The following is a 22562-nucleotide window of genomic DNA, read 5'->3' on the forward strand; positions in this document are numbered from 1 at the left end:
GCCCGGCCGATCGCGCGGGTAGCGGCCCCCCATGGCGATCGGCGAGGAGGTGCAGCGGTTGGGTGATCCAGTTCGTCGCTGGGCCCGGACCCAGAAGCGCGAGTACGCACGGGGTGCCGAGCGCCCCCTCGAGGGGGACCTCGGCGCGATGGGCGTCTACGCGGGGCTGGTCGCCGCGGGCGCGGCCGCGATCCGGGCCTCGGGCCGGGAACTCCCCACCCGCATCCCCCTCGGCGACGCCGTGCTGCTCACCGTCGCCACCTTCCGGCTCGCGCGTCGGCTGGCCAAGGACCCCGTGACCAGCCCGATCCGCGCGCCGTTCACCGCGTTCCAGGGTCCGTCCGGGCACGCCGAGGTCGCGGAGGAGGTGCGCGAGCACGGCGGTGTGAAGCACGCGGTGGGGGAGCTGCTCACCTGCCCCTTCTGCCTGGCCCAGTGGGTGGGGACGGCGTTCGTCTTCGGCTACGCGACCGCGCCGCGGGCGACCCGGCTCGCGGCGCTGACGATGACGACCGTCGCAGGCTCCGACGTCCTGCAGTTCGTGTACGACGCCATCCAGAACGGCGCGCTGCACGGGGACGGCGAGGCCTCCTGAAAGGCGCCGCGAGGAGGACGATGGGGGCCTCCGTCCGGTCCGCGCAGGGCAGGGCGGTCCATGCCCAGGATCACCACCCGGTGACCTCTTCCCCCGAGGGCGTGTCCCTCGTCCGGGGGAGACCGGCGGCCGGTCGACCTGCCGCGGGCACCCGCCCGCCCCTATCCTGCGGATCTTGACCTTCGGCTGGTCTCCCGGGCTGGGTCGCGGAGTGCGTTTTGGGGAAGGGGCGGCATGCGATCGATCTGGCGCGGGGCGGTGTCGTTCGGCCTGGTCAGCATCGGCGTGAAGCTGTACTCCGCCACCGAGGACAAGGACATCCGGTTCCACCAGGTGCACGTGACCGACGGCGGGCGGATCAAGTACAAGCGCGTCTGCTCGATCGACGGGGACGAGGTCGAGTACTCCGACATCGGCAAGGGCTACGAGCTGCCCGACGGCCAGCTGGTGATCCTCACCGACGAGGACTTCGACGAGCTGCCGCTCTCGACGCGGCGGGAGATCGACGTCCTGCAGTTCGTCGACCAGGAGCAGATCGACCCGATCCACTTCGAGAAGACCTACTACCTGGAGCCCGACGGCCCCGCGACGCGGCCCTACGTGCTGCTGCGCGACGCGCTGGAGAACGCCGGCCAGGTCGCGATCACCAAGATCGCCCTGCGGCAGCGGGAGTCGCTGGCCGCGCTGCGGGTGCGCGACGGCGTCCTGGTGCTGCACACCATGCGCTGGCCGGACGAGATCCGCACGCCCGACTTCGGCTTCCTCGACGAGGACATCTCGGTGCGGCCGCAGGAACTGCAGATGGCCGAGGCGCTGATCTCCTCGATGTCGGGTGCCTTCGACCCGGGCGAGTTCACCGACGACTACCGCGCCGCCATGGAGGCCCTGCTCGAGGCCAAGACCAGCGGCGGGGAGGTGCAGCCGGTCCCGGAGGTCGCCGACACCGGCGCGGCGGTCGTCGACCTGATGAGCGCGCTGCGGGCCAGCGTCGAGCGGGCGCGCGGCGGCGGCGACGCGGAGGAGAAGCCGGCCCCGCGCGCGACCGCGGCGAAGAAGGCCGCGCCGGCCAAGAAGGCGGCGCCGGCGAAGAAGACCGCCGCGCGCAGCACGGCCGCGAAGAAGACGACCGCCAAGAAGACGGCGGCCGCCGACAAGCCGGCCAAGCGCGCCCGCCGCAGCGCCTGACGTGCCCGCCCGCCGCACCGCGGCCGCCGATCCGCTCGCCGAGTACCGCGCCAAGCGGGACCCGGCCCGCACCGCCGAGCCGGTGCCGGCGGAGGGGCAGCCGCTGCCCGCGGGGGACGACGACACGTTCGTCGTCCAGGAGCACCACACGCCCCGCGGCCGGGGCGAGCGGGTGCACTGGGACCTGCGGCTGGAACGCGACGGCGTCCTGAAGAGCTGGGCGGTGCCCAAGGGGCCGCCGCTCGAGCCCGGGGTCAACCGGCTCGCCGTCCCCACCGAGGACCACCCGCTGGAGTACGCGTCGTTCGAGGGCGCGATCGCGGCCGGCGAGTACGGCGGCGGGCAGGTCGCCATCTGGGACGCCGGCAGGTACGAGACCGAGAAGTGGGACGACCGGCACGTCATCGTGCACTTCAGCGGCCGCCGGCTCACCGGCCGCTACGTCCTCTTCCCGCTCGCCGACGGCACCTGGAACCTCAAGCGGCTCGACCCCTCCACCGAGCGGCTGCCGGCGCGGGTGACCCGGGAGGGCTTCACGCCGATGCTCGCCACCCCTGGCGAGCTGCCCCCGGCCGCCGAGGACGACCGGTGGGGCTACGAGTTCAAGTGGGACGGCGTCCGCGCGGTCGCCTACGTCTCCGGCGGGCGGCTGGCTCTGCGGTCGCGCAAGGGCGACGACATCACCGTCCGCTACCCCGAGCTCGGCAGGCTGCCGGAGAGCCTGGCCGGGCACGACGTGGTCGTCGACGGCGAGGTCGTGGCCCTCGACGAGCAGGGGCGCCCCGACTTCGGGGCGCTGCAGAACCGCATGCACCGCACCGGCCCCGAGGTGCCGAAGATGGCCGCCGACAAGCCGGTGACCTACCTGGTGTTCGACCTGCTCGCCGAGGACGGCGAGGACCTCCTCGACCTGCCCTACCGCGAGCGGCGGGCACGGCTGGACGCGCTCGCCCCGAGCGGGCACCGCTGGGGTGCCACGCCGTGGTTCGCCGGCGGCGGGGCGAGCATCGCCGCGGCCAGCCTGGAGAGCGGGCTGGAGGGCGTCGTCGCCAAGCGGCTGGACTCCCCCTACCGCCCCGGCGTGCGCGGGCCGGAGTGGCTCAAGGTCAAGAACTTCCGGACCCAGTCGGTCGTCGTCGGCGGGTGGCGGCCCGGCAAGGGCCGGCGGGCCGGCGGGATCGGCTCGCTGCTGTTCGGCGTCCACGACGACGAGGGCAGGCTCGTGTACGCCGGCCACGTCGGCACCGGCTTCACCGACGCCGACCTGCGCGAGCTGGAGGGGCTGCTGACCCGGCGGCGGAGCTCGCCGTTCGACGGCCCGCTGCCGCGGGACGTCACGCGCGACGCGCACTGGGTGGAGCCCACCCTGGTCGGCGAGGTCGCCTACGGGGTGTGGACGGCGGACGGCCGGCTGCGCCACCCGTCGTGGCGGGGGATCCGCGACGACCTGGATCCGGACGACGTGGTCGTCGAGTGGTGATCCTGGGCATGATCACCTCGTGAACCGCCAGCGGGTGCGGGTCGACGGCCGTCAGCTGACCGTCTCGAACCTGGACAAGGTCCTCTTCCCGGACATCTCGTTCACCAAGGCCCAGGTGATCGACTACTACGTGCGCATCGCGCCGGTGCTGCTGCCGCACCTCTCGGGCCGCCCGGTGACCTTCACCCGGTGGCCCGACGGCGTCGAGGGCCAGGCGTTCTTCGAGAAGAACAGCGCCCGCCACGCGCCGGACTGGGTGCGGCGGGTGACCGTCCCCAGCCCCGGCAGCTCCAAGGGCCGGGAGATGCTCGACATGGTGCTGCTCGAGACGGTCGCCGACCTGGCGTGGGCGGCCAACCTCGCGGCGCTGGAACTGCACGTGCCGCAGTGGCAGATCGGCAGCAAGCGGCAGCCGGCCCTGCCCGACCTGCTCGTGCTCGACCTCGACCCCGGCCCGAACGCCGGCATCTTCGAGTGCTGCGAGGTCGCGGAGCGGCTGCGCGAGCGGCTCGTGGCCGACGGGCTGGACCCGGTGGTGAAGACGTCGGGCTCCAAGGGCATGCAGGTCTACGCCCCGATCCGGGTGAGCGACCGCGAGCACCCCAGCCGCTACGCCAAGCACCTGGCCCAGGAGCTGTCCGCGGAGACGCCGGAGCACGTCGTCTGGCGGATGGAGAAGGTGCTGCGGCCGGGCAAGGTGCTGGTCGACTGGAGCCAGAACAACCCCGCGAAGACGACCGTGGCGCCCTACTCGCTGCGGGCCCGGCCCGACGCCACGGTGTCCGCGCCGATCGGGTGGGACGAGGTGGACGCCGTCCTGCAGGGCGACGCCGAGCCGGGCTCGCTGCGCTTCCGCACCGAGGAGGTGCTGGAGCGGGTCGAGGAGTACGGCGACCTGTTCGACGTCGCCGACCGGCAGCGGGCCGGGCTGCCTGCCGTTTGAGACCATGCCCCGCGTGTCAGCACCCGTTCAGCCCGAGGGCCGGTTCCGCGACGTGGGACGCCTCGTCGTCCGCTGCCCCGACCGCCCGGGGATCGTCGCCGTCCTCTCCCGGCTGCTGGCCGACGTCGGGGCGAACATCATCGAGTCGCAGCAGCACTCCTCGGACCCGACCGGCGGCACGTTCACGCTGCGGCTGGAGTTCGTCCTGCCCGGCCTCGCCACCCACCGGCAGCACCTCGAGGGCGCGCTGAGCCTGCTCGCCCGCCAGTGGCAGATGACCTGGCGGCTCAGCGAGGCCGTGCACCGGCCCACGGTCGCGGTGTTCGTCAGCCGGACCGACCACGTGCTGCAGGAGCTGATCTACCGCGTGCGCGCCGGCGACCTGCGCGCCGACATCACCGCGGTCGTCTCCAACCACCCGGACCTCGAGCCGGTCGCGAAGGCCGCCGGCATCCCGTTCCACCACGTGCCGGTTCCGCCCCACGGGAAGGCCGAGGCGGAGGCGCGGGCCCTGGAGCTGATCGGGGACGTCGACCTCGTCGTCCTCGCCCGGTACATGCAGATCGTGTCCGAGGACTTCTGCAGCCGCTTCCCCGAGCGGCTGATCAACATCCACCACAGCTTCCTGCCGGCGTTCGTCGGGGCGAACCCGTACCAGGCCGCGCACGACCGCGGCGTGAAGCTCATCGGCGCGACCGCCCACTACGTCACCCCGGAGCTCGACGCCGGCCCGATCATCGAGCAGGAGGTCGCCCGGGTCGACCACCGCGCGACCGTCGAGGACATGCGCCGGGTGGGCCGCTACGTCGAGCGGCAGGTGCTGGCCCAGGCGGTCACCTGGCACGTCGAGGACCGGGTGATCGTCGAGGGGCACCGCACGATCGTCTTTGCGTAGCGCCCACCGAGGCTTCCTGTACCGAAAGCCCGGCTGGCCGCGTTGTTTTGACTCGTTCAAGAAAAGCTGGTTGGGTGGACGGCGATGGACACGCCGTGGACGCACCAGCTGCGCGCCGCCGGGCTGCGGGTGACCCGGCCCCGGCTCGCGGTGCTGGAGGTCCTGGCGACCCATCCGCACGCCGACGCCGACACCGTCGTCACAGCCGCACGGGACGCGCACCCGTCCCTGTCTCCTCAGGCGGTCTACGGCGTGCTGAAGGCCCTCGTCGACGGGGGCCTGGCCCGCCGCATCGAGCCCGCCGGCGCGCCGGCGCTGTTCGAGCTGCGGGTCGGCGACAACCACCACCACCTGGTCTGCCGGGGGTGCGGGCTCGTCGCCGACGTCGACTGCGCGGTGGGTGGCGCGCCCTGTCTGACGCCGTCGGACACGGCCGGCTTCGTCGTGGACGAGGCCGAGGTCGTGTTCTGGGGTCTGTGCCCGCGGTGTCGGAACGAGAAGAAGCACACATCGGGAAGAGGAGAAGCATGACCGACGTCGCATCGCAGGGACCGGCGCCCAGCGAGGCCGACCGCCCGATCCTGACCAACCGTCAGGGTCATCCCATCTACGACAACCAGAACCAGCGGACCGTCGGCGCCCGTGGGCCCGCGACCCTGGAGAACTACCAGTTCCTCGAGAAGATCAGCCACTTCGACCGGGAGCGCATCCCCGAGCGGGTCGTGCACGCCCGCGGCGTGACCGCCTACGGGTACTTCGAGGCCGACGGCACCGTCGGCGACGAGCCGATCGCGAAGTACACCCGCGCCAAGCTCTTCCAGGAGAAGGGCAAGCGGACCGACGTGGCGCTGCGGTTCTCGACCGTCGCCGGCGGCCGGGACTCCTCGGAGATGGCGCGCGACCCGCGCGGCTTCGCGGTGAAGTTCTACACAGAGGATGGCAACTGGGACCTCGTCGGCAACAACCTGGGCGTCTTCTTCATCCGCGACGCGATCAAGTTCCCCGACTTCATCCACTCGCAGAAGCCCGATCCGGTCACCTTCGAGGCCAACGTCGCCGAGCGCGCGTTCGACTTCTTCAGCCAGACCCCCGAGGCCATGCACATGATCACGCTGGTCTTCAGCCCGCGTGGCATCCCGGCCTCGTACCGGCACATGCAGGGCTTCGGCGTGAACACCTACAAGTGGGTCAACGCCCAGGGTGAGACCGTCCTCGTCAAGTACCACTGGCTGCCGAAGCAGGGCGTGAAGTCCTACACGTCCGCCGACGCCTCCGCCGTCCAGGCGCGGTCGACCGGTTCGCACACCAAGGACCTCTACGACTCGATCGCGGCCGGGGACCACCCGTCGTGGGACCTCTACGTGCAGCTCATGAGCGACGACGAGCACCCCGAGCTGGACTTCGACCCGCTCGACGACACCAAGGTGTGGCCGGAGGAGGTCTTCCCGCTCCGCAAGGTCGGCACGATGACCCTGAACCGGATGCCGGAGGACTTCTTCGCCGAGAACGAGCAGATCGCGTTCGGCACCGGCGTGCTGGTCGACGGCCTGGACTTCTCCGACGACAAGATGCTGGTCGGCCGCACGTTCAGCTACTCGGACACCCAGCGCTACCGGGTGGGCCCGAACTACCTGCAGCTGCCGGTGAACCGGCCGAAGGCCTCGGTCCGCACCAACCAGCAGGGCGGCCAGATGTCCTACGGCCGCGACGACGTGGGCACGAACCCGCACGTGAACTACGAGCCGTCGATCCTCGGCGGCCTGCGGGAGGCGGAGTACCCGACCCACGACGAGCAGGGCCCGGTCATCACCGGCCGGCTCACCCGCAAGCGGATCCCGCGGACCAACGACTACGCGCAGGCCGGCGAGCGCTACCTGCTGTCGGAGCAGTGGGAGAAGGACGAGCTCGTCGCCAACCTGGTGGCCGCGCTGCAGCAGTGCAACCGCGAGATCCAGGAGCGCATGGTCTGGCACTTCCTCATGTGCGAGGACGAGCTGGGCCAGCGGGTCGGCGACGGCCTGGGCATCACTGCGGACGACGTCCGCGGCCTGGCCCCGCTGCAGTCGCAGACCCTCTCCGAGGAGGAGCAGCAGCGCGCCGCCAACCTCGGCAAGAACGGTCGGCGCGACGTCAGCGGTCACCAGATGACGCACTGCGTCCCGAACGAGCGCGTGGTCGTCGCGGGCTGACCGCAGCACCTGCACCCTGACGGCGGGCCGCGACCGGGCTTCCCGGTCGCGGCCCGCTGGTCCTACGGTTCGGCGGCATGAGCTGGATCTCGACGCCGGGCGAGGACGACGGCGGACCGGTCTCGGCGGCCTACGACCGTGACCGCGCCACCCTCGGCTACGTCGCCAACTACACGAAGGTGTTCGCGCACCGGCCGGCGGTCTACGAGGCGTGGCGCGGCCTCAACACCGCGATCAAGGCGTCGATGGACCCGCGCCGCTACGAGCTGGCCACGCTGGCGGCCGCGCTGCGGCTGCGGTCGAGCTACTGCTCGCTGGCGCACGGGAAGGTGCTCGCCGAGCAGCTCGACGCCGCGGCGACGCTGCCCGCGCTGACAGGGAACCCCGCCGCGGCGGAGCTCGACCCGGTGGAGCGGGCGGTGGTGCGGCTGGCCGACGCGGTCGCCGCCGGGGCCGCGGACATGTCCGAGGACGACCTCGCCGAGCTGCGCGGCCTCGGGTGGGACGACGCCGAGATCCTCGGCGTCGTCCTCGCCGCCGCGGCGCGGTGCTTCTTCAGCACCGTGCTCGACGCCACCGGCACGGAGCCGGATCCGGCCTTCCGGTCGCTCGAGCCGGGGATGCGCGACGCCCTGACGGTGGGCCGGCCGATCGCCGCCGGCTGATCAGTCGCGCGGCCGCTTGCGGTCCTGGTCGGCGAGGAAGCGCTCGAACTCGCTGGCCAGCTCCTCGCCGCTGGGCAGGTCACCGGACGTGCCGAGCAGGCCGTTGTCCTCGCGTGCGGCCTGGAAGGCGTCGAACTGCTGCTCCAGCGCGGCGACGACGGCCGTGTTCTCGGGGGACCGGGCGATCTGCTCGTCGATCTCGGTGCGGTTGGTCTCGGCGGCCTCGCGCAGCGACTCCACCGGCAGGTGCAGGCCGGTCAGCGTCTGGAGATGCTCGAGCAGGGTCAGCGAGGCGGCCGGGAAGGTGGTCTGCGCGAGGTAGTGCGGCACGTGCGCGGCCACCCCTAAGGCGTCGACGCCGGCCTCGCCCAGGCGCAGCTCCAGCAGCGCCGAGATGTGGGCCGGGATGCGCATCTCGCCCCAGTAGACGGGATACGACGCGATCAGCTCCCGGCGGCTGGCGTGCGCGGTGACGGTGACCGGCCGGGTGTGCGGCACCGGCATGGGGATCGCCTGCAGCGCCACCGCCGAGGTGACGCCCAGCCGCTCGACCAGGTCGAGGACGGCGGTGGCGAAGCGCTGCCACGCGAAGTCCGGCTCCGGCCCGTGCAGCAGGAGGAACGGCTCGCCGGCGTCGTCCTCCATCGCGTACAGGTCGATCTCCGGCGCGGTGAAGGACTCGTAGTGGTCGCTCTGGAACGTGACCCGCGGGCGGTGCGCGCGGTAGTCGACCAGGCTGTCGACGTCGAACCGGGCGATCCGCCGGTGCGGGAGGCCGGCCAGCAGGTGCGCCCCGGCGAGGGCGGCGGCGTGGGCCGCGTCGAAGTCGCCGGCGAGGTCGTGCACGAGCACCAGGCCGCGGCGCTCCTCGGGCGCGCGCACGGCCGCCTCCCGGGCGAGGAACGGCTCCGCCTCGGGGAGTAGCTCGACGAGCTCCTCCGGTCGCTGTGCCACGGTCCCACCTCCTGCTCGACGGCTCCGTTGTCACCGGTGCCGGTCGGTTCAGCCGACGCGGGGGACGGCGCATTCCCATCGTCCCCCGCGGGGGTCAGAGGCGGTCGTCGTCCGGGGTGCCGGCGGGTTCGGCGACCAGCCGGGTGCCGGTCTCGTCCCCCGCGACCCGGGCGACCGTGCCGTCCTCGGCCACCTCGGGTTCTCGGCGGTCCAGTTGATCGCGCACGTACCGGTAGACGACGGCGATCAGCGCCGCGATCGGCACGGAGAGGAAGGCGCCGATGATGCCGGCCAGGCTGCTGCCCGCGGTCACCGCCAGGATCACCACGGCCGCGTGCAGGTTGAACCCGCGGCCCTGGATGATCGGCTGCAGGACGTTGCCCTCGATCTGCTGCACGACCAGCACGATGATCAGCACGATCAGGGCATCGGTGGGTCCCTCGCTGACCAGCGCGATGAGGACGGCGAACGCCCCCGCGACGAACGCACCGATGATCGGGATGAACGCGCCGAGGAAGGTGATCACCGAAAGCGGGATCACCAGGGGCACCCCCAGCACGAGCAGGCCGACGCCGATGAAGAAGGCGTCGACGAAGCCGACCAGCGCCTGCTGCTTGATGAACTCCGACAACGTCGACCACGCCTGCTGGGACAGCGCCGCGACGTGCGGAGCGGCGCGCGGGCCGGTCTGCGCGGCGAGCCACGGCGTCCAGCGCGGGCCGTCCTTGAGGAAGAAGAAGCTCAGCACCAGGGCCAGCACCAGGTTGATCAATCCGTTGCCGATGGCGGAGGCGGTGGTGAGGGCGTAGCCGGCGATGCTGGTCGCGTTCTCCTGCAGCCGGCCGATGACGGTGTCGATCGCGTTGCCGATCTGGTCCTCGCCGATGTTGAACGGCGGCCCCTGCAGCCACTGCTGCACGTCCTCGAGCGCCTGGACCGTCTGGTCGGCGAGCTCGCCGGCCTGGTCGGCCACCTGCGGCGCGATGACCGCGATCAGCCCGCCGAAGAGGGCGAGGAAGCCCACCAGCACCACGCTGGCGGCCAACGCGGGTGGCCAGCCGTGCCGGCGCAGGAAGCGGGTGGGCGGCCACAGCACCGTGGTGAACAGCAGCCCGAGGACGACGGGCAGCAGGACCACCCACAGCTTGCCCAGCACGTAGCCGATGACGATGACCCCGGCCACGATCAGCAGCAGCTGCGCGCACGCGATCGCCAGGGTGCGGGTCGCCGACCGCACCCGCTCGCCGCGACCCGGCGCGGGTGCCGGCGCGACGGTCGGCCGGGTGCTGCCCGCGCCGGCGTCGGGCATCCGGTCCGCCGTCGCGGGCGGCTGCTCGGCGTCCGTCGCGGCGTCGTCCGGCTCCGTCCGGGAGCCGGGTCGAGGAAGCCTCATGGGCATGATCACAACACAGATGCGGCCCACCCACCGGACGGTGAGCTGTCCCCCCGGCGTCGTAGCGTGCGGCACATGCCCAAGACCGCGACCGCCGACCGCGTCGACCGCGAGACCCTGCTCGAGTTCCTCCGTCCCCGCCACCGCGCCGTCCTGGTCACCCGGCGCGGCAGCGGGGGCCCGCAGCTGTCCCCGGTGACCTTCGGGGTCGACGGCGCCGGCCGCGTCGTGATCTCCACCTATCCGCAGCGGGCCAAGGTCGCCAACGTCCGGCGCGACCCTGCGGTGTCGCTGTGCGTCCTCTCCGACGACTGGGACGGCCCGTGGGTGCAGCTCGACGGCGAGGCGGAGGTGCTCGACCTGCCCGACGCGCTGGAGCCGCTGGTCGAGTACTTCCGGGTGATCAGCGGCGAGCATCCCGACTGGGACGAGTACCGGGCGGCCATGGTCCGCCAGGGCAAGTCGCTGCTGCGGATCGGCATCACCGGGTGGGGCCCGATCGCGACCGGCGGCTTCCCCGCCGAGGTCATCGACAAGCTCTGATCCTTGCTCCGCATGAAGAAAGCTGTCAGGCTTGCGGGGTGCCGTACGTGCTGACCGTCGACCAGCGGGCGAGCCGCCGCGGTCCGGACCGGGTCGCGGATGCGCTGCGCCGGCTGGAGGGCGTGGTGCCCGTGCTGCTGCCCTTCGAGCGGACCGCCGGCGACGAGTTCCAGGGCCTGCTCGCCGAACCGGCGGACGTCGTCGAGGCCGTGCTGCGGCTGGTGCGGCTGGGCGGCTGGAGCATCGGGGTGGGCGCCGGTCAGGTGCAGACGCCGCTGCCGGACAGCACGCGGGCGGGCTCGGGGCCGGCGTTCCTGGCCGCCCGGCGGGCGGTGGACGCCGCCAAGCAGCGGCCGTTCCGGCTGGCCGTGCGCGGCGCCGTGCCCCCGGAGGCGGCCGACGCCCAGGCGGTGCTGAGCGCGCTCGCGGCGCTGGTGGACCGGCGCAGCGAGCAGGCGTGGCAGGCGATCGCCCTGGTGGAGGAGGGGCGCACCCAGGCCGACGCGGCGACCGCGCTCGGCATCTCGCGGCAGGCCGTGGGCCAGCGGCTGGCGGCGGGCATGTGGGAGCTGGAGCGCGAGCTGCGGCCGACGGCGGCCCGCCTGCTCGCGCGGGCGGCGGGATGAGGGGGAGGGCATGACGGTCGCCGTCCTCACGCTGGTGGCGCTCACCGGGGCGGGCGGGCTGGCGCTCACCGCGCTCGGCGAGCGCGTGCGCCCGGCCTGGACCGCGCTGGTGCTCGTCGTGGCCCTGGGGCTCGCGGCCGTGCTGGCGTGGGTGGCCGGCCCGCCGTCGGACGGGATCGTCCAGGCCTCGACGTTGCTGGCCGTGCTCGCCGCGGTCGCCGGCGGCGGTCCCGTCGCGACGGCGGTGCTGCGCTCGGCCGACCCGACCTCGGCGTCCACGGCCGGCGGTCCCGGTGATCCGGAGGTGCTGCGCGGCGGGGCCTGGATCGGGGTGCTCGAGCGGGTCGCGATCGCCGGCACCCTGCTGGCCGGCTGGCCCGAGGGCCTGGCGGTGCTGCTCGCGGTCAAGGGACTGGGGCGCTTCGCCGAGCTCAAGGCGCCCGCCGCGGCCGAGCGGTTCATCCTCGGCACGCTCGCCAGTGCGCTCTGGGCGATCGCCTGCGTCGGCGTCGTCGTCCTGCTGCGGCGGTGAGGCGTTCACGCTTTCGGGTGAGCGCCTCACCTGCGCGTTCGCCCCGGTGACCGGCGGGGAAGGCTGCCCGCCGATCCCTGACCGAGGAGGACCCCGTGAGCCAGGACGACCCGCGCCCGCTCTCGCCCGAGGAGCTCGCCGCCGAGACCGCGGCGCCGCTGCCGGACAAGGAGGTCATCTCGCTGCTCGACCTCAACGCCGACCTGGACCTGGCGATCGACGCGGCGGCGCCGATCGACCTCGCCGTGGCGGCGAACGCCAACGTGGCCGCCCCGATCGACGCCGCGGTCGGTGCGAACGTGCTGTCGGTGGACTCGACCGCGCAGGCGCTGTCCGACCAGGGGGCGCTGATCGACCAGGGCATCACCGGTTCGGCGACCGCGACCGCCCCGCAGGACTCGGCCATCGACCAGGTCGGCAACGACGCCGCCGCGGGCGACGCACCGACCGACCCCGCTCCCGACCCGGGCACCACCGACGCCGGGACCACCACGGTCGGCGACCCGCTCTCCGGCGACCTGCTCGACGTGGACGTCAACGTGAACGCCGACGCCGACATCGCCGCTCCGATCGCCGGCGCGGTGGCCGCGAACGCCAACGTGGCCGCCCCGATCGACGCCGCGGTCGCCGCGAACGTCGGCTCGATCGGCTCCGAGGCGACCGCGGTCTCGCAGCAGGACGCGATCATCACGCAGAACATCGACGCCGACGCCACCGCGACGGCGGACCAGTCGTCCACCATCGACCAGTGACCGCGCGCGGATGAGCGATCCGCGCACCCGGCCGATCGTCGTCCCCGCCGCGCCCCCCACGGCCGCGGCGGGGCCCGACGGCGAGGTGCTCGTGCGCGCCGACGGCGTCGAGCTGCTCGGCGAGGTGCCCGGCTCGGGCTACCGGCGCCCGCCCGCGCTGGCCCGGCGGGGGGACGGCCAGGTCGTGACGCTGACGCCGCTGCTGCAGCAGGTCCTCGCCGCGGTCGACGGCCGCCGGACGGTCGCCGAGGTCGCCGAGGCGGTGGGGACGGCCTCCGGGCGGCTGGTCCGGCCCGACGACGTCCGCGAGCTGGTCGACCGGTCGCTGCGGCCGCTGGGCCTGCTCCGGCTCGCCGACGGCAGTGAGCCCGCGGTGCGGCGGGCCGACCCGCTGCTCGCGCTGCGGTTCCGCCGGGTGGTGACCGATCCGGCGGTGACCCGGCGGCTGACCGCGCCGTTCGCCGTCCTCTTCTCCCCGCTCGTCGTCGTGCCGGTCGTGCTGGCCTTCGCCGCGGTGTCGTTCTGGGTGCTGTTCCGGGAAGGCCTGGCCGCCGCGACGGCGCAGGCGTTCTCGTTCCCGGGCCTGTTCCTCGCCGTCGTCCTGGTCACCGTGCTGTCGGCGGGCTTCCACGAGTTCGGGCACGCGGCGGCGGCCCGCTACGGCGGGGCCACGCCGGGGGCGATGGGCTTCGGCCTCTACCTGTTCTGGCCGGCGTTCTACACCGACGTCACCGACAGCTACCGGCTCGGCCGGGCCGGCCGGGTGCGCACGGATCTCGGTGGCCTGTACTTCAACGCGATCGTCGTCCTGCTCGCCTTCGGCGTGTGGTGGCTGACCGGGTGGCACGCCGTCCTGCTGATCGTCGCCACGCAGGTCCTGCAGATGATCCGGCAGCTCGCACCGCTGCTGCGCTTCGACGGCTACCACGTGCTCGCCGACGTCACCGGGGTGCCCGACCTGTACCAGCGCATCGGCCCGGTGCTCGCCGGACTGCTGCCGGGGCGGTGGCGGCAGCCGGAGGCGACCGCGCTCAAGCCCTGGGCGCGGGTCGTGGTCATGCTGTGGGTGCTGGTCGTCGTCCCGCTGATGGCGGCGTCGTTCCTGCTGATGGTCCTCTCGCTGCCGCGCCTGGTGGGCACGGCCGGGGCGGCGCTGCAGCAGCAGGGCACCTTCTTCACACGGGCCGTCGGGGACGGCGACATCCTGGCCGCGCTGGCCCGCGCGCTCGCCGTCGTCGCGATCGTGCTGCCGCTGCTCGGCATCGCGCTGGTGCTGCTCCGGCTGGTGCGGCGGACGGCCACCGGCGCGTGGCGGCGGACGTCGGGCCGGCCGGTGCTGCGCGGGCTCGCCCTCGCCGTCGCGGCCGCACTGCTGGCGGGGCTGAGCTGGGCCTGGTGGCCGCAGGACGGCCGGTACCGCCCGGTGCGGCCGTACGAGGGCGGCACCGTGCTCGACGCGATCCCCGCCGCGCGGAGCAGCGCCCTGGGCGTGGCCGAAGGGGAGCCGGGGGCAGGGCTGACCATCTGGCCCGACGACGGCCCACTGCCGACCGCGGACGACCCCGCCCTGGCGCTCGTCCTCACCCCCGCCGGTGCCGCCGGCTCCGGGGGTCCGGGCGCGCCGTCCACCGCCGACGCGCCGACCTGGGTCTTCCCGTTCGACCGGCCGCTGCCGCCAGGGGACGGCGACAACCAGGCGCTGGCGGTGAACACCGAGGACGGGTCCGTGCAGTACGACGTCTCCTTCTCCCTGGTCTGGGCCGACGGCGACACCGCGGTCAACCGCAACGAGGCCTACGCGCTCGCCAGCTGTTCCGGCTGCCGCACCGTGGCCGTCGCCTTCCAGGTCGTCGTGCTGCTCGGGTCGGTGGACGTCGTCGTGCCGGAGAACCTGTCGGCCGCGGTCAACTACGCCTGCGTCGACTGCGTGACCTACGCGCTCGCCACCCAGCTCGTGGTCAGCGCGCCCGGCCCGCTGGACGAGCAGGCCGCGCGCGACCTGGCCGCGGTGTGGGCGCGGCTGCAGGCCTTCGGCGAGCAGATCGAGGGCGTGCCGCTGTCCGAGCTGCGGGCGCGGCTCACCGGGTTCGAGGAGGAGATCCTGGCGATCGTGCGGCGGAGCGCGGAGGAGCAGCCGGAGCCGGCACAGGAGCCGGCCGGGGATGTCCCGACCGAGGAGGCATCCGGCGGCGCGGCCGACCCGACCGGCGACGAGCCGGCGTCCACCGAGGTGGCCGCGACGTCCGGCGCGTCGTCGTCCCCGGCGGACGGCGGGACCGGGACGGCGCCGGCGACCACGGAACCGAGCCCGACCGGCACCGTCCCGGCCGAGGAGTCCGGCGCCGCCGCCACCGCCACCGCCACCGGCTGACCGAGCGGGCGGGTCGCCCCGCACCGAGAATGGGCCGGACCGACGTCGTCCGACCCTGGAGGTCCCGTGTCCGAGTCGCCCGCCGCCGGCGGTATCCGCAACCCCGACCTCCTGGGGATCTACTGCAACGACCACCTGATGGCGGCGACCGGGGGGATCGAGCTGGTCAGCCGGATGCTCGGCACGCACCGCGGCAAGCCGTACGAGCCGCACCTCGAGCGGCTGCTCGGCGAGCTCCGCGAGGAGAAGACGGCGCTGCTGACCACCATGCAGGCGCTCGGGTTCCCGGTCCGGCAGTACAAGCAGGTGGCCACCTGGGTGGGGGAGAAGTTCTCCCGGCTCAAGCTCAACGGCCGGCTGCTGTCCCGCTCGCCGCTGTCCGACCTGATCGAGTTCGAGTTCATCGCGACCGCCGTCCTCGGCAAGCGGGCCGGCTTCGAGACCCTCCGCGAGGTCGCCGAGGTCGACGACCGGATCGACAAGGCGCTGCTCGAACGGCTGATCAACCAGGCCGACAAGCAGCACGAGTGGCTCTCCGAGGCTCGCCGCGAGGTGGCCGCGCGGGTCTTCGGCGGCCGGCCCGAGCCGGCCAGCGAGACCGCCGGCGGCTGACCGCGCGGCGCCCGGGCGGCGGCGGTAGAACCGGGGCATGTGCCACGACCAGGACAGTCGCCCGCCCGCGCCGCCCCGGACCGGTGAGGTCGCCGAACGCGGCACCCTCACCCTGACCGCCGCCGACGGCACCGAGTTCTCCGCGGCGTACGCCGCGCCGGCCGGGGAGCCCCGGGCGGGGATCGTCGTGCTGCCCGACATCCGCGGCCTGCACCCGTACTACGTGGCGCTCGCCGAGCGGTTCGCCGAGGCCGGGCTGCCGGCGGTCGCGATCGACTGGTTCGGGCGGACGGCGGGGCTGGCCGGCGGCGGGAGCGGCACCGGTGTCCGCGAGGCCGACTTCGACTGGCAGAGCCACATCCCGCAGACGAAGCCGGAGGCGATCGACGCCGACATCACCGCCGCGATCGGCTACCTGCGCGAGCGCACGCGGCCCGACCTCCCGGTGGTCACCGTCGGCTTCTGCTTCGGTGGCAGCCACTCCTGGCGGCAGGCCGGCGGGGACCTCGACCTGGCCGCCTGCATCGGCTTCTACGGGCGGCCGGCGATGGTGGGCGACGCGGCCGGCCGGGCGCGCAAGCCGACGCTCATGTTCATCGCCGGTGCCGACGCCGCCACCCCGGTCGAGGACCAGCTGGCCCTCGCCGAGACCATGCGGTCGGCGGGCGCCGACGTGGAGACGGCCGTCTACGACGGCGCGCCGCACTCGTTCTTCGACCGCGCGTTCGGCGAGTGGGAGGACGCCTGCGGCGACGCGTGGCGGCGGATGCTCGCGCTGATCGACCGGGTCTCCGCCGGTTGACCGCGATATCGGCCGCGCTGCAGGGTCCCGCCGCGAGCGTGCGAGCGGTGGGGGGGCAGTGGGGTCCTTCCACGGCTCGACGTCTCGAACGGCCCTAGGCTGACTCGTGTGAGCGAGCCCATCGATCCGGAGGTCATCGCCCTGGCGGGCCGTGTCTTCGACCTGGCCCGCGCCGGCGCCACCGACGCCCTCCTGGGCTACCTCGACGCCGGGGTGCCGGTCAACCTGACCAACGACAAGGGGGACACGCTGCTGATCCTCGCCGCCTACCACGCGCACCCGGAGACGGTGGCCGCGCTGCTCGACCGCGGGGCCGACCACAGCCGCGCCAACGACCGCGGCCAGACCGCCCTGGCCGCCGCGGTGTTCCGCCAGTCCGCCGAGGCGGTGCGGCGGCTGCTGGCCGCGGGCGCGGACCCGGACGCCGGCGGGCAGAGCGCCCGCGCCACGGCGCAGTTCTTCGACCTGCCCGAGATGATCGCGCTGCTGGACGGCGCCCGCCGCTGACGGCGCTCACGAGGGAGAACGATGGTCGCGCAGCCGAATCTGCCCGGTCACCGGCTGCCGCCGGCCCACGAGGCGGCGGCGCCGGCCCGCCCGCCCGTGACACGGGCGGAGCCCGCGGCCGACGCCGCGCCGGAGGTGCTCGAGACGCCGGCCGACGCGGTCGAGAGCGCTGCGGCGGCCGCCGCGCCGGTTCCCGAGCCCCCGCCGGCCGGCGGTCTGCCGCGCTGGCTGCTGCTGCTCGTGGGCGGCGCCACCGCGACGATCGCGATCGCCGGGCTGCGCGAGATCTCCTGGCTGGTCGCCCCCGTGCTGCTCGCACTGGTCGTCGTGATCGCGCTCGCGCCGGTGCAGAGCTGGCTGATGCGGGCCGGCTGGCCGCGCTGGGCCAGCGCCACCGTCCTGCTCGTCCTCGTGTGGACCGTGCTGCTCGCCTTCGTCGGCCTGCTCGTGCTGTCGATCGCCCAGCTCGCCGCCCTGCTGCCCGACTACGCCGGCCGCGCCGAGGTGCTCATCGGCGGCGTCGTGGCCGATCTCAACGACGCCGGCGTGGTCTCCGGGCAGCTCTCCGACCTGATCCAGGACATCGACTACAGCCAGCTGGTCGGCGTCGCCACCGGCCTGCTGGCCCGGCTCACCGACGCCGCCAGCACGCTGCTGCTGCTGCTCTCGGCGCTGGTCTTCCTCGCGATCGAGTCCGGCGGCTTCGGCCGGCGGCTGGCGCTGGTCGCGGCCGAGCGCCCGCACCTGCCGATCGCCCTCGGCCTCTTCGCCCGCGGCACCCGCAGCTACCTGCTGGTCAGCACCGTCTTCGGGGCGATCGTGGCGGTCGGCGACGCGATCGGGCTCGCGCTGCTCGGCGTCCCCGCGGCGGTGCTGTGGGGCCTCCTGTCGTTCATCACCAACTACGTGCCCAACATCGGCTTCGTCCTCGGCCTCATCCCACCGGCGCTGCTGGCCCTGCTTGCCGGCGGGTGGGGCAAGCTGATCGCGGTCGTCGTCCTGTACTGCGTGCTCAACTTCGTCGTCCAGACGCTGGTCCAGCCCCGGTTCGTGGGCGATTCGGTGGGCCTGTCGATGACGGTGACGTTCGTGGCCCTGCTGTTCTGGGGCTGGGTGATGGGCGCGCTGGGCGCCCTGCTGGCCATCCCGCTCACGCTGCTGGTCAAGGCGCTCCTGGTCGACGTCGACCCGCGGGGGCACTGGCTCGACGTGCTGCTGCGCGAGGAGCCGCGGGCGCCGCGGACCGACCGCGCCCGCCGCCGGACGCACGCCCGGCGCGCGGCGCTGGCCTCCGTCCGGGCCCTGCACCCGCACCGGCGGACGCATCCGACGGAGCCCCAGGAACACCCCTGACACGCGTCGCGACCTGCGAAAACGGAATGTCGTACCCCCTCCGTACGTTGTGCATGTGTCGGGTGGACGCACCGCTCGGCAGTCGAGGAGGACGGACATGAAGGGCGACCGTGTGGAGGTCGTCATCGACGCCGGTGACGACACCCGTACCTACGAGATCGAGGCCACCCGCGCCGGCCGACGGGTGGAGATCACCCACGGCCGGGGGCTCGTGGAGGTCACCGAGACCACCCGCGGCGGCACGAGGGTGCGCACCGCGCGGTTCATGGCCAACCGCGTGCTGGCCCTGGTGGAGCACCCGGCGTCCCAGGACGCGCTCGCGGACGACGCGGCGGTGACGCAGCTGCGCCAGCCGGCGTGAAGGCCGCGCCCGCGGAGCTCGTCGTCATGACCGGGCTCCAGGGGTGCGGGAAGTCGACGTGGGTGGCCGCGCACCTGGCCGGCACCCATGTCGTCGTCAGCAAGGACCACTGGCCGCGTGCCCGGCGGCGCGAGGCGCGGCAGCGGCGGGTCGTCGCCGAGCTGCTCGCCGCCGGCCGCAGCGTGGTCGTCGACAACACGAACCCGTCGGTCGAGGAGCGGTCGGCGCTGATCGAGGCCGCGCGCGAGGCGGGGGTGCCCGTCCGCTGCGTGTGGGTGGACGCGCCCCTCGCGCCTGCCTGGAACGCAACGAGGCACGTCAGGGCCGGGCCCGGGTGCCGCTGGTCGGGGTCTACGCGACGCGGGGACGGTTCGTCGCGCCCACGCCGGGGGAGGGCTTCGACAGGGTCGACGTCGTCCGGCCGTAACGTGTCGGTCGCCACGAAGCAGACGACCCGACACCGCCCTGCGAGGAGCCGTGACCGCGAAGAGGACCGACGAGGTCGCCGCGGCGCCGGATGCGCCCGCCGCCCCGCTGGGTCCGCTGGCCATCCTGCGGATCCGGCCGTTCCTGGTGCTCTACCTCAACGCCGCGGTCGTCTTCCTCGGCGTGATGGGGCAGGTCGTCGCCCGTACCTGGCTGGCCTTCGAGCTCACCGGCTCCAACGCCGCGCTCGGCGGCGTGCTGCTCTCGTTCGGCGTCACGATGCTGATCGCCACCCCGTGGGGCGGGGTGGCCGCCGACCGGCTGCCGAAGCGGTTCGTGCTGCAGGTGTCCGTGGCCGTGCTGGCCGCGTCCAGCGCCTGGATCGGGCTCGCCGTCGCCTTCGGCGTCATCCAGTACTGGATGCTGCTGGGCGCCGGTGTGCTGCAGGCGATCGGATTCGCCCTGTTCAACCCCGCGCGCATGGCGTTCCTCGCCGAGATCGTGCCCGAGGCGTCGGTGTCCGGCGCGGTGTCGCTGCTGCTGGTGAACGCGGAGGTCAACCGCGTCGTCGGCCCGGCCGTGGCCGGGGTGGTCATCGGGGCGGTGAGCTTCGGCACCGAGGCGGTGTTCCTCGCCGCCGCGATCCTGTCCACGGTCGGCGTGCTGCTGACCGGCGCGCTGCCGCCCGGACGACGCCGGGGCGAGCCGCCGGACCGTTCCCCGATGGGGGAGCTGGCCGACGGCGTCCGCTACGTGCGCCGCCGCCCCGCCCTGGCCGCCCTGCTGTGGTGCGGCATCGGCGTGACGATGGCCGGCCTGCCCTACCTCGCCTTCCTGCCGACCGTGGCCAGCGACCTGTTCGGCCTGGGGCCGGCCGGGTACGGCGTCCTCTCCGCGACCTCCGCGATCGGCGCCGTGGTCACCGGGCTGGTGCTCGGCCGCCGGTCGTACCGGGGCCGGGAGAACCGGGTGCTCATCGTGTCGGGGGCCGTCTTCGGGCTCGGGCTCGTCGCGCTCGCGGTGGCGCCGGTCTTCGCCGTCGCCGTCGCCGTCCTGCTGGTGATCGGCGGCGGGATGCTCGCCTTCCAGACCACCAACCAGTCGATGCTGATCGCGCTGTCGGACATGGAGTACCACGGCCGCATCCAGGGGCTGATCATGCTCAGCTTCGGGGCCTTCGGGATCGCCGCGCTGCCGCTCGGCGTGCTGGCCGACCGGGTGGGCCTGCGCCTGACCTTCGGCGCCATGGGCGCGGCCGTCGTCCTGATCACCGGGCTGTACGCGCTCGTCGGCCGGCGGCGGATCGCGCGCGCCGGCCGGCTGCGCGACCTGGGCTGAGGCCGTCGCCGCTCAGCGCCGCCAGTCGACGCCCGGCAGGGTGGCGCTCCACGACTCGACGATCCGGCCGCCGGCGAGCCGGTGCACGATCAGCCAGGTCACCACGTTGGTCTCCCCGGTGTCGAGGTTGACGCCCTGCGTCGTGGCGCGGGTCCACACCTTGTCGCCGTCGGCGACCTGGTCCTCGATCGTCGTGGCCGGGTCGTGCAGCAGCTGCCAGGCCTCCTTGAGCTCCCGCTTGAACTCCGCCCGGCTCAGCGACCGCGTGCCGGCGGAGGAGTGCCGCACGTAGGGGTCGCCGATCAGCTCGTCGACCACGCCGAGGTCGCGGCGGTGCCAGAGCCCTTCCCAGTACCGGGCGACGATCGTCCGGGGGTCCTCGTCCACGGCCGCGGATCCTAGGGCTCGCCACGCCGGGGGTCCCCGTCCGGTGTGTCGTGGTGGACACCCCGACGGCTCCGGGGGAGGGCTTCGGCGGGGACGGCGTCGTCCGCCCGTACCGTGTCGGGTACGTGCGCGGCCGCGCCGGGCGACGGCGCCCGGTGGCAGGCCGGCAATCAGGACGAAGGGAACGCAATGAGCGAGGCAGGTACGGCCCGCGTGGCCGTCGTGACGGGGGCCGCCCGGGGCATCGGTGCGGCGACGGCCCTGCGGCTGGCCCAGGACGGGTTCGCCGTGGCCGTGCTGGACCTGAACGAGGCCGACGCCAAGAACACCGTCGCGGCCATCGAGGCGATCGGCGGCCGGGCCCTGGCCGTGGGCGCCGACGTCAGCGACACCGAGCAGGTCCAGGCCGCGGTCGACCGGATCGCCGCCGAGCTGGGCGGTCCCACGGTGCTGGTCAACAACGCCGGCGTCACCCGGGACAACATGCTGTTCAAGATGACCGAGCTCGACTGGGACACGGTCATGAACGTGCACCTGCGCGGTGCCTTCCTGATGACCCGCGCGGTGCAGAAGTACATGACCGAGGCCAAGTGGGGCCGGGTCGTCAGCCTGTCCAGCGTCTCGGCGCTGGGCAACCGCGGCCAGGCCAACTACTCGACGGCCAAGGCGGGTCTGCAGGGCTTCACCAAGACGGTCGCGATCGAGCTGGGCAAGTTCGGCGTCACCGCGAACGCCATCGCCCCCGGCTTCATCGAGACCGAGATGACCAAGGCGACCGCCGAGCGCATGGGCATCCCGTTCGACGACTTCATCAAGGGCGCCGCCGCGCAGATCCCGGTGCAGCGCGTCGGCCAGCCCGAGGACATCGCGCACCTGGTGAGCTTCCTCGTCAGCGAGGGCGCGGGCTTCGTGTCCGGCCAGGTCATCTACGCGGCCGGCGGCCCGCGCGCCTGAGACCGCTCGGGGCCCGGACGACCGCGCGTCGTCCGGGCCCTGCGCGTTGTGCTCGCGCGTGGGGTAATGGACCGGCGTGGGACCCATTCCTCTTCAGCTGGCCGTGCTCGGTGACTCCATCGGCTACGGGCAGGGCGCCCGCCGTCCGGAGGACCGGCTCGGCCCGCGGCTGGCGGCCGACCTGACCGCCGAGGGCTTCGCCGTCGACCTGCACGTGCTCGCCGTTCCGCGGTCGGTCTCCGCCGACCTGGCCGCGCAGGTCCGCCGGGCGGCACCGCTCGCGCCCGACCTCGCCGTCGTCGTCATCGGCGCGAACGACCTGGCGCGGTTCGTCCCCCCGGCCGACGCGGCCCGCTCGCTCGCCGACGCCGTGGCCGGGCTGCAGGCCGCAGGGAGCGACGTCATCGTCGTCCCGGCACCGGACATGTCGGTCGTGCCGTTCGTCCCACCGGCGTTCCGGGCGGTGGTGCAGGCGGCGTGCTCGGTGCTGCAACGGCAGCAGGAGGCGGTCACGCGTGCGGCCGGCGCGATCTTCGCCGACGTCGGCCCGGAGGTCGGCGCCGCGTTCGCGGCCGATCCGAACCTGTTCTCCGCGGACCGCTTCCACCCGTCCTCGGCCGGCTACGCCCGCATCGCCGAGGCCCTGGCGCCCACCGTGCTCGCCGCCGCCCGCGCCCGCCGCGACGCGGCCGCCTGACG

Annotated in this window: 24 protein-coding genes and 1 pseudogene; 22 read left to right on the forward strand and 3 right to left on the reverse strand. The window is 74.0% G+C overall.

What is annotated here, in order from left to right; genetic code table 11:
• Positions 1-31 precede the first annotated feature (31 nt).
• The 8 genes from ACWIYF_RS10540 (at position 32) to ACWIYF_RS10575 (ending at position 7952) form a co-directional block, all read left to right on the forward strand.
• Positions 32-595: a DUF1360 domain-containing protein gene (locus ACWIYF_RS10540; RefSeq protein ID WP_448628078.1), complete on the forward strand. Its 564-nt coding sequence runs from the start codon at positions 32-34 to the stop codon at positions 593-595.
• A gap of 234 nt (positions 596-829) precedes the next feature.
• On the forward strand, positions 830-1780 hold the full coding sequence (gene ku / locus ACWIYF_RS10545) for a non-homologous end joining protein Ku (RefSeq protein ID WP_448628079.1): 951 nt from the start codon (positions 830-832) through the stop codon (positions 1778-1780).
• A 1-nt stretch (position 1781) separates the two neighbouring features.
• Positions 1782-3260 carry a non-homologous end-joining DNA ligase gene (gene ligD, locus ACWIYF_RS10550; RefSeq protein ID WP_448628080.1) on the forward strand — a complete coding sequence of 493 codons (1479 nt, stop codon included), beginning with the start codon at positions 1782-1784 and terminating at the stop codon, positions 3258-3260.
• Between the two features lie 19 nt (positions 3261-3279).
• Positions 3280-4203 (forward strand): non-homologous end-joining DNA ligase, encoded by a 924-nt coding sequence (gene ligD / locus ACWIYF_RS10555; protein WP_448628081.1) that lies wholly within the window; start codon positions 3280-3282, stop codon positions 4201-4203.
• A gap of 13 nt (positions 4204-4216) precedes the next feature.
• Positions 4217-5098, forward strand: coding sequence for a formyltetrahydrofolate deformylase (gene purU, locus ACWIYF_RS10560; RefSeq protein WP_448628082.1), 882 nt, complete (start codon positions 4217-4219; stop codon positions 5096-5098).
• A gap of 84 nt (positions 5099-5182) precedes the next feature.
• Positions 5183-5629: a Fur family transcriptional regulator gene (locus ACWIYF_RS10565; RefSeq protein ID WP_448628083.1), complete on the forward strand. Its 447-nt coding sequence runs from the start codon at positions 5183-5185 to the stop codon at positions 5627-5629.
• Positions 5626-7287 (forward strand): catalase, encoded by a 1662-nt coding sequence (locus ACWIYF_RS10570; RefSeq protein ID WP_448628084.1) that lies wholly within the window; start codon positions 5626-5628, stop codon positions 7285-7287. The genes ACWIYF_RS10565 and ACWIYF_RS10570 overlap by 4 nt, the downstream gene beginning before the upstream one ends.
• A 77-nt stretch (positions 7288-7364) precedes the next feature.
• On the forward strand, positions 7365-7952 hold the full coding sequence (locus ACWIYF_RS10575; RefSeq protein ID WP_448628085.1) for a carboxymuconolactone decarboxylase family protein: 588 nt from the start codon (positions 7365-7367) through the stop codon (positions 7950-7952).
• On the opposite strand, the gene ACWIYF_RS10580 is transcribed toward ACWIYF_RS10575, so the two are convergent.
• Together ACWIYF_RS10580 and ACWIYF_RS10585 are read right to left on the reverse strand one after the other, a co-directional pair.
• Positions 7953-8906 carry a proteasome assembly chaperone family protein gene (locus ACWIYF_RS10580; RefSeq protein WP_448628086.1) on the reverse strand — a complete coding sequence of 318 codons (954 nt, stop codon included), beginning with the start codon at positions 8904-8906 and terminating at the stop codon, positions 7953-7955.
• A 94-nt stretch (positions 8907-9000) separates the two neighbouring features.
• Positions 9001-10299 (reverse strand): AI-2E family transporter, encoded by a 1299-nt coding sequence (locus tag ACWIYF_RS10585; protein WP_448628087.1) that lies wholly within the window; start codon positions 10297-10299, stop codon positions 9001-9003.
• A gap of 75 nt (positions 10300-10374) precedes the next feature.
• On the opposite strand from ACWIYF_RS10585, the gene ACWIYF_RS10590 reads away from it, so the two are divergent.
• The 12 genes and pseudogenes from ACWIYF_RS10590 (at position 10375) to ACWIYF_RS10645 (ending at position 20522) form a co-directional block, all read left to right on the forward strand.
• A complete protein-coding gene (locus ACWIYF_RS10590; protein ID WP_448628088.1) occupies positions 10375-10842 on the forward strand; it encodes a PPOX class F420-dependent oxidoreductase in 468 nt (155 codons plus the stop codon).
• Positions 10843-10880: 38 nt separating this feature from the next.
• Positions 10881-11468: a hypothetical protein gene (locus ACWIYF_RS10595; protein WP_448628089.1), complete on the forward strand. Its 588-nt coding sequence runs from the start codon at positions 10881-10883 to the stop codon at positions 11466-11468.
• A 10-nt stretch (positions 11469-11478) separates the two neighbouring features.
• On the forward strand, positions 11479-12000 hold the full coding sequence (locus tag ACWIYF_RS10600; protein WP_448628090.1) for a hypothetical protein: 522 nt from the start codon (positions 11479-11481) through the stop codon (positions 11998-12000).
• A 95-nt stretch (positions 12001-12095) separates the two neighbouring features.
• Positions 12096-12752, forward strand: coding sequence for a hypothetical protein (locus tag ACWIYF_RS10605; RefSeq protein ID WP_448628091.1), 657 nt, complete (start codon positions 12096-12098; stop codon positions 12750-12752).
• Positions 12753-12762: 10 nt separating this feature from the next.
• A complete protein-coding gene (locus tag ACWIYF_RS10610; protein ID WP_448628092.1) occupies positions 12763-15123 on the forward strand; it encodes a hypothetical protein in 2361 nt (786 codons plus the stop codon).
• Between the two features lie 66 nt (positions 15124-15189).
• A complete protein-coding gene (locus ACWIYF_RS10615) occupies positions 15190-15735 on the forward strand; it encodes a hypothetical protein (RefSeq protein ID WP_448628093.1) in 546 nt (181 codons plus the stop codon).
• Between the two features lie 37 nt (positions 15736-15772).
• Positions 15773-16537 carry a dienelactone hydrolase family protein gene (locus ACWIYF_RS10620; protein ID WP_448628094.1) on the forward strand — a complete coding sequence of 255 codons (765 nt, stop codon included), beginning with the start codon at positions 15773-15775 and terminating at the stop codon, positions 16535-16537.
• A 108-nt stretch (positions 16538-16645) separates the two neighbouring features.
• Positions 16646-17044: an ankyrin repeat domain-containing protein gene (locus ACWIYF_RS10625; RefSeq protein ID WP_448628095.1), complete on the forward strand. Its 399-nt coding sequence runs from the start codon at positions 16646-16648 to the stop codon at positions 17042-17044.
• 21 nt (positions 17045-17065) lie between these two features.
• The gene (locus ACWIYF_RS10630) at positions 17066-18397 is read left to right on the forward strand and encodes an AI-2E family transporter (RefSeq protein WP_448628096.1); all 1332 of its coding nucleotides are present in this window, start codon (positions 17066-17068) and stop codon (positions 18395-18397) included.
• Between the two features lie 97 nt (positions 18398-18494).
• The gene (locus tag ACWIYF_RS10635; RefSeq protein WP_448628097.1) at positions 18495-18758 is read left to right on the forward strand and encodes a hypothetical protein; all 264 of its coding nucleotides are present in this window, start codon (positions 18495-18497) and stop codon (positions 18756-18758) included.
• A 26-nt stretch (positions 18759-18784) separates the two neighbouring features.
• Positions 18785-18991 (forward strand): annotated as a pseudogene (locus ACWIYF_RS10640) (AAA family ATPase); the annotation flags it as partial.
• A gap of 244 nt (positions 18992-19235) precedes the next feature.
• Positions 19236-20522, forward strand: coding sequence for an MFS transporter (locus ACWIYF_RS10645; protein WP_448628098.1), 1287 nt, complete (start codon positions 19236-19238; stop codon positions 20520-20522).
• A gap of 12 nt (positions 20523-20534) precedes the next feature.
• Here ACWIYF_RS10645 and ACWIYF_RS10650 read toward each other — a convergent pair whose 3' ends face one another.
• Positions 20535-20909 (reverse strand): ester cyclase, encoded by a 375-nt coding sequence (locus ACWIYF_RS10650; protein WP_448628099.1) that lies wholly within the window; start codon positions 20907-20909, stop codon positions 20535-20537.
• Between the two features lie 189 nt (positions 20910-21098).
• Between ACWIYF_RS10650 and fabG the strand changes: the two genes are divergently transcribed.
• Together fabG and ACWIYF_RS10660 are read left to right on the forward strand one after the other, a co-directional pair.
• The gene (gene fabG, locus ACWIYF_RS10655; protein WP_448628100.1) at positions 21099-21863 is read left to right on the forward strand and encodes a 3-oxoacyl-ACP reductase FabG; all 765 of its coding nucleotides are present in this window, start codon (positions 21099-21101) and stop codon (positions 21861-21863) included.
• A 76-nt stretch (positions 21864-21939) separates the two neighbouring features.
• Positions 21940-22560 carry an SGNH/GDSL hydrolase family protein gene (locus ACWIYF_RS10660; RefSeq protein WP_448628101.1) on the forward strand — a complete coding sequence of 207 codons (621 nt, stop codon included), beginning with the start codon at positions 21940-21942 and terminating at the stop codon, positions 22558-22560.
• The last annotated feature ends 2 nt before the right edge of the window (positions 22561-22562 follow it).

The organism is Geodermatophilus sp. URMC 64, from assembly GCF_053502555.1.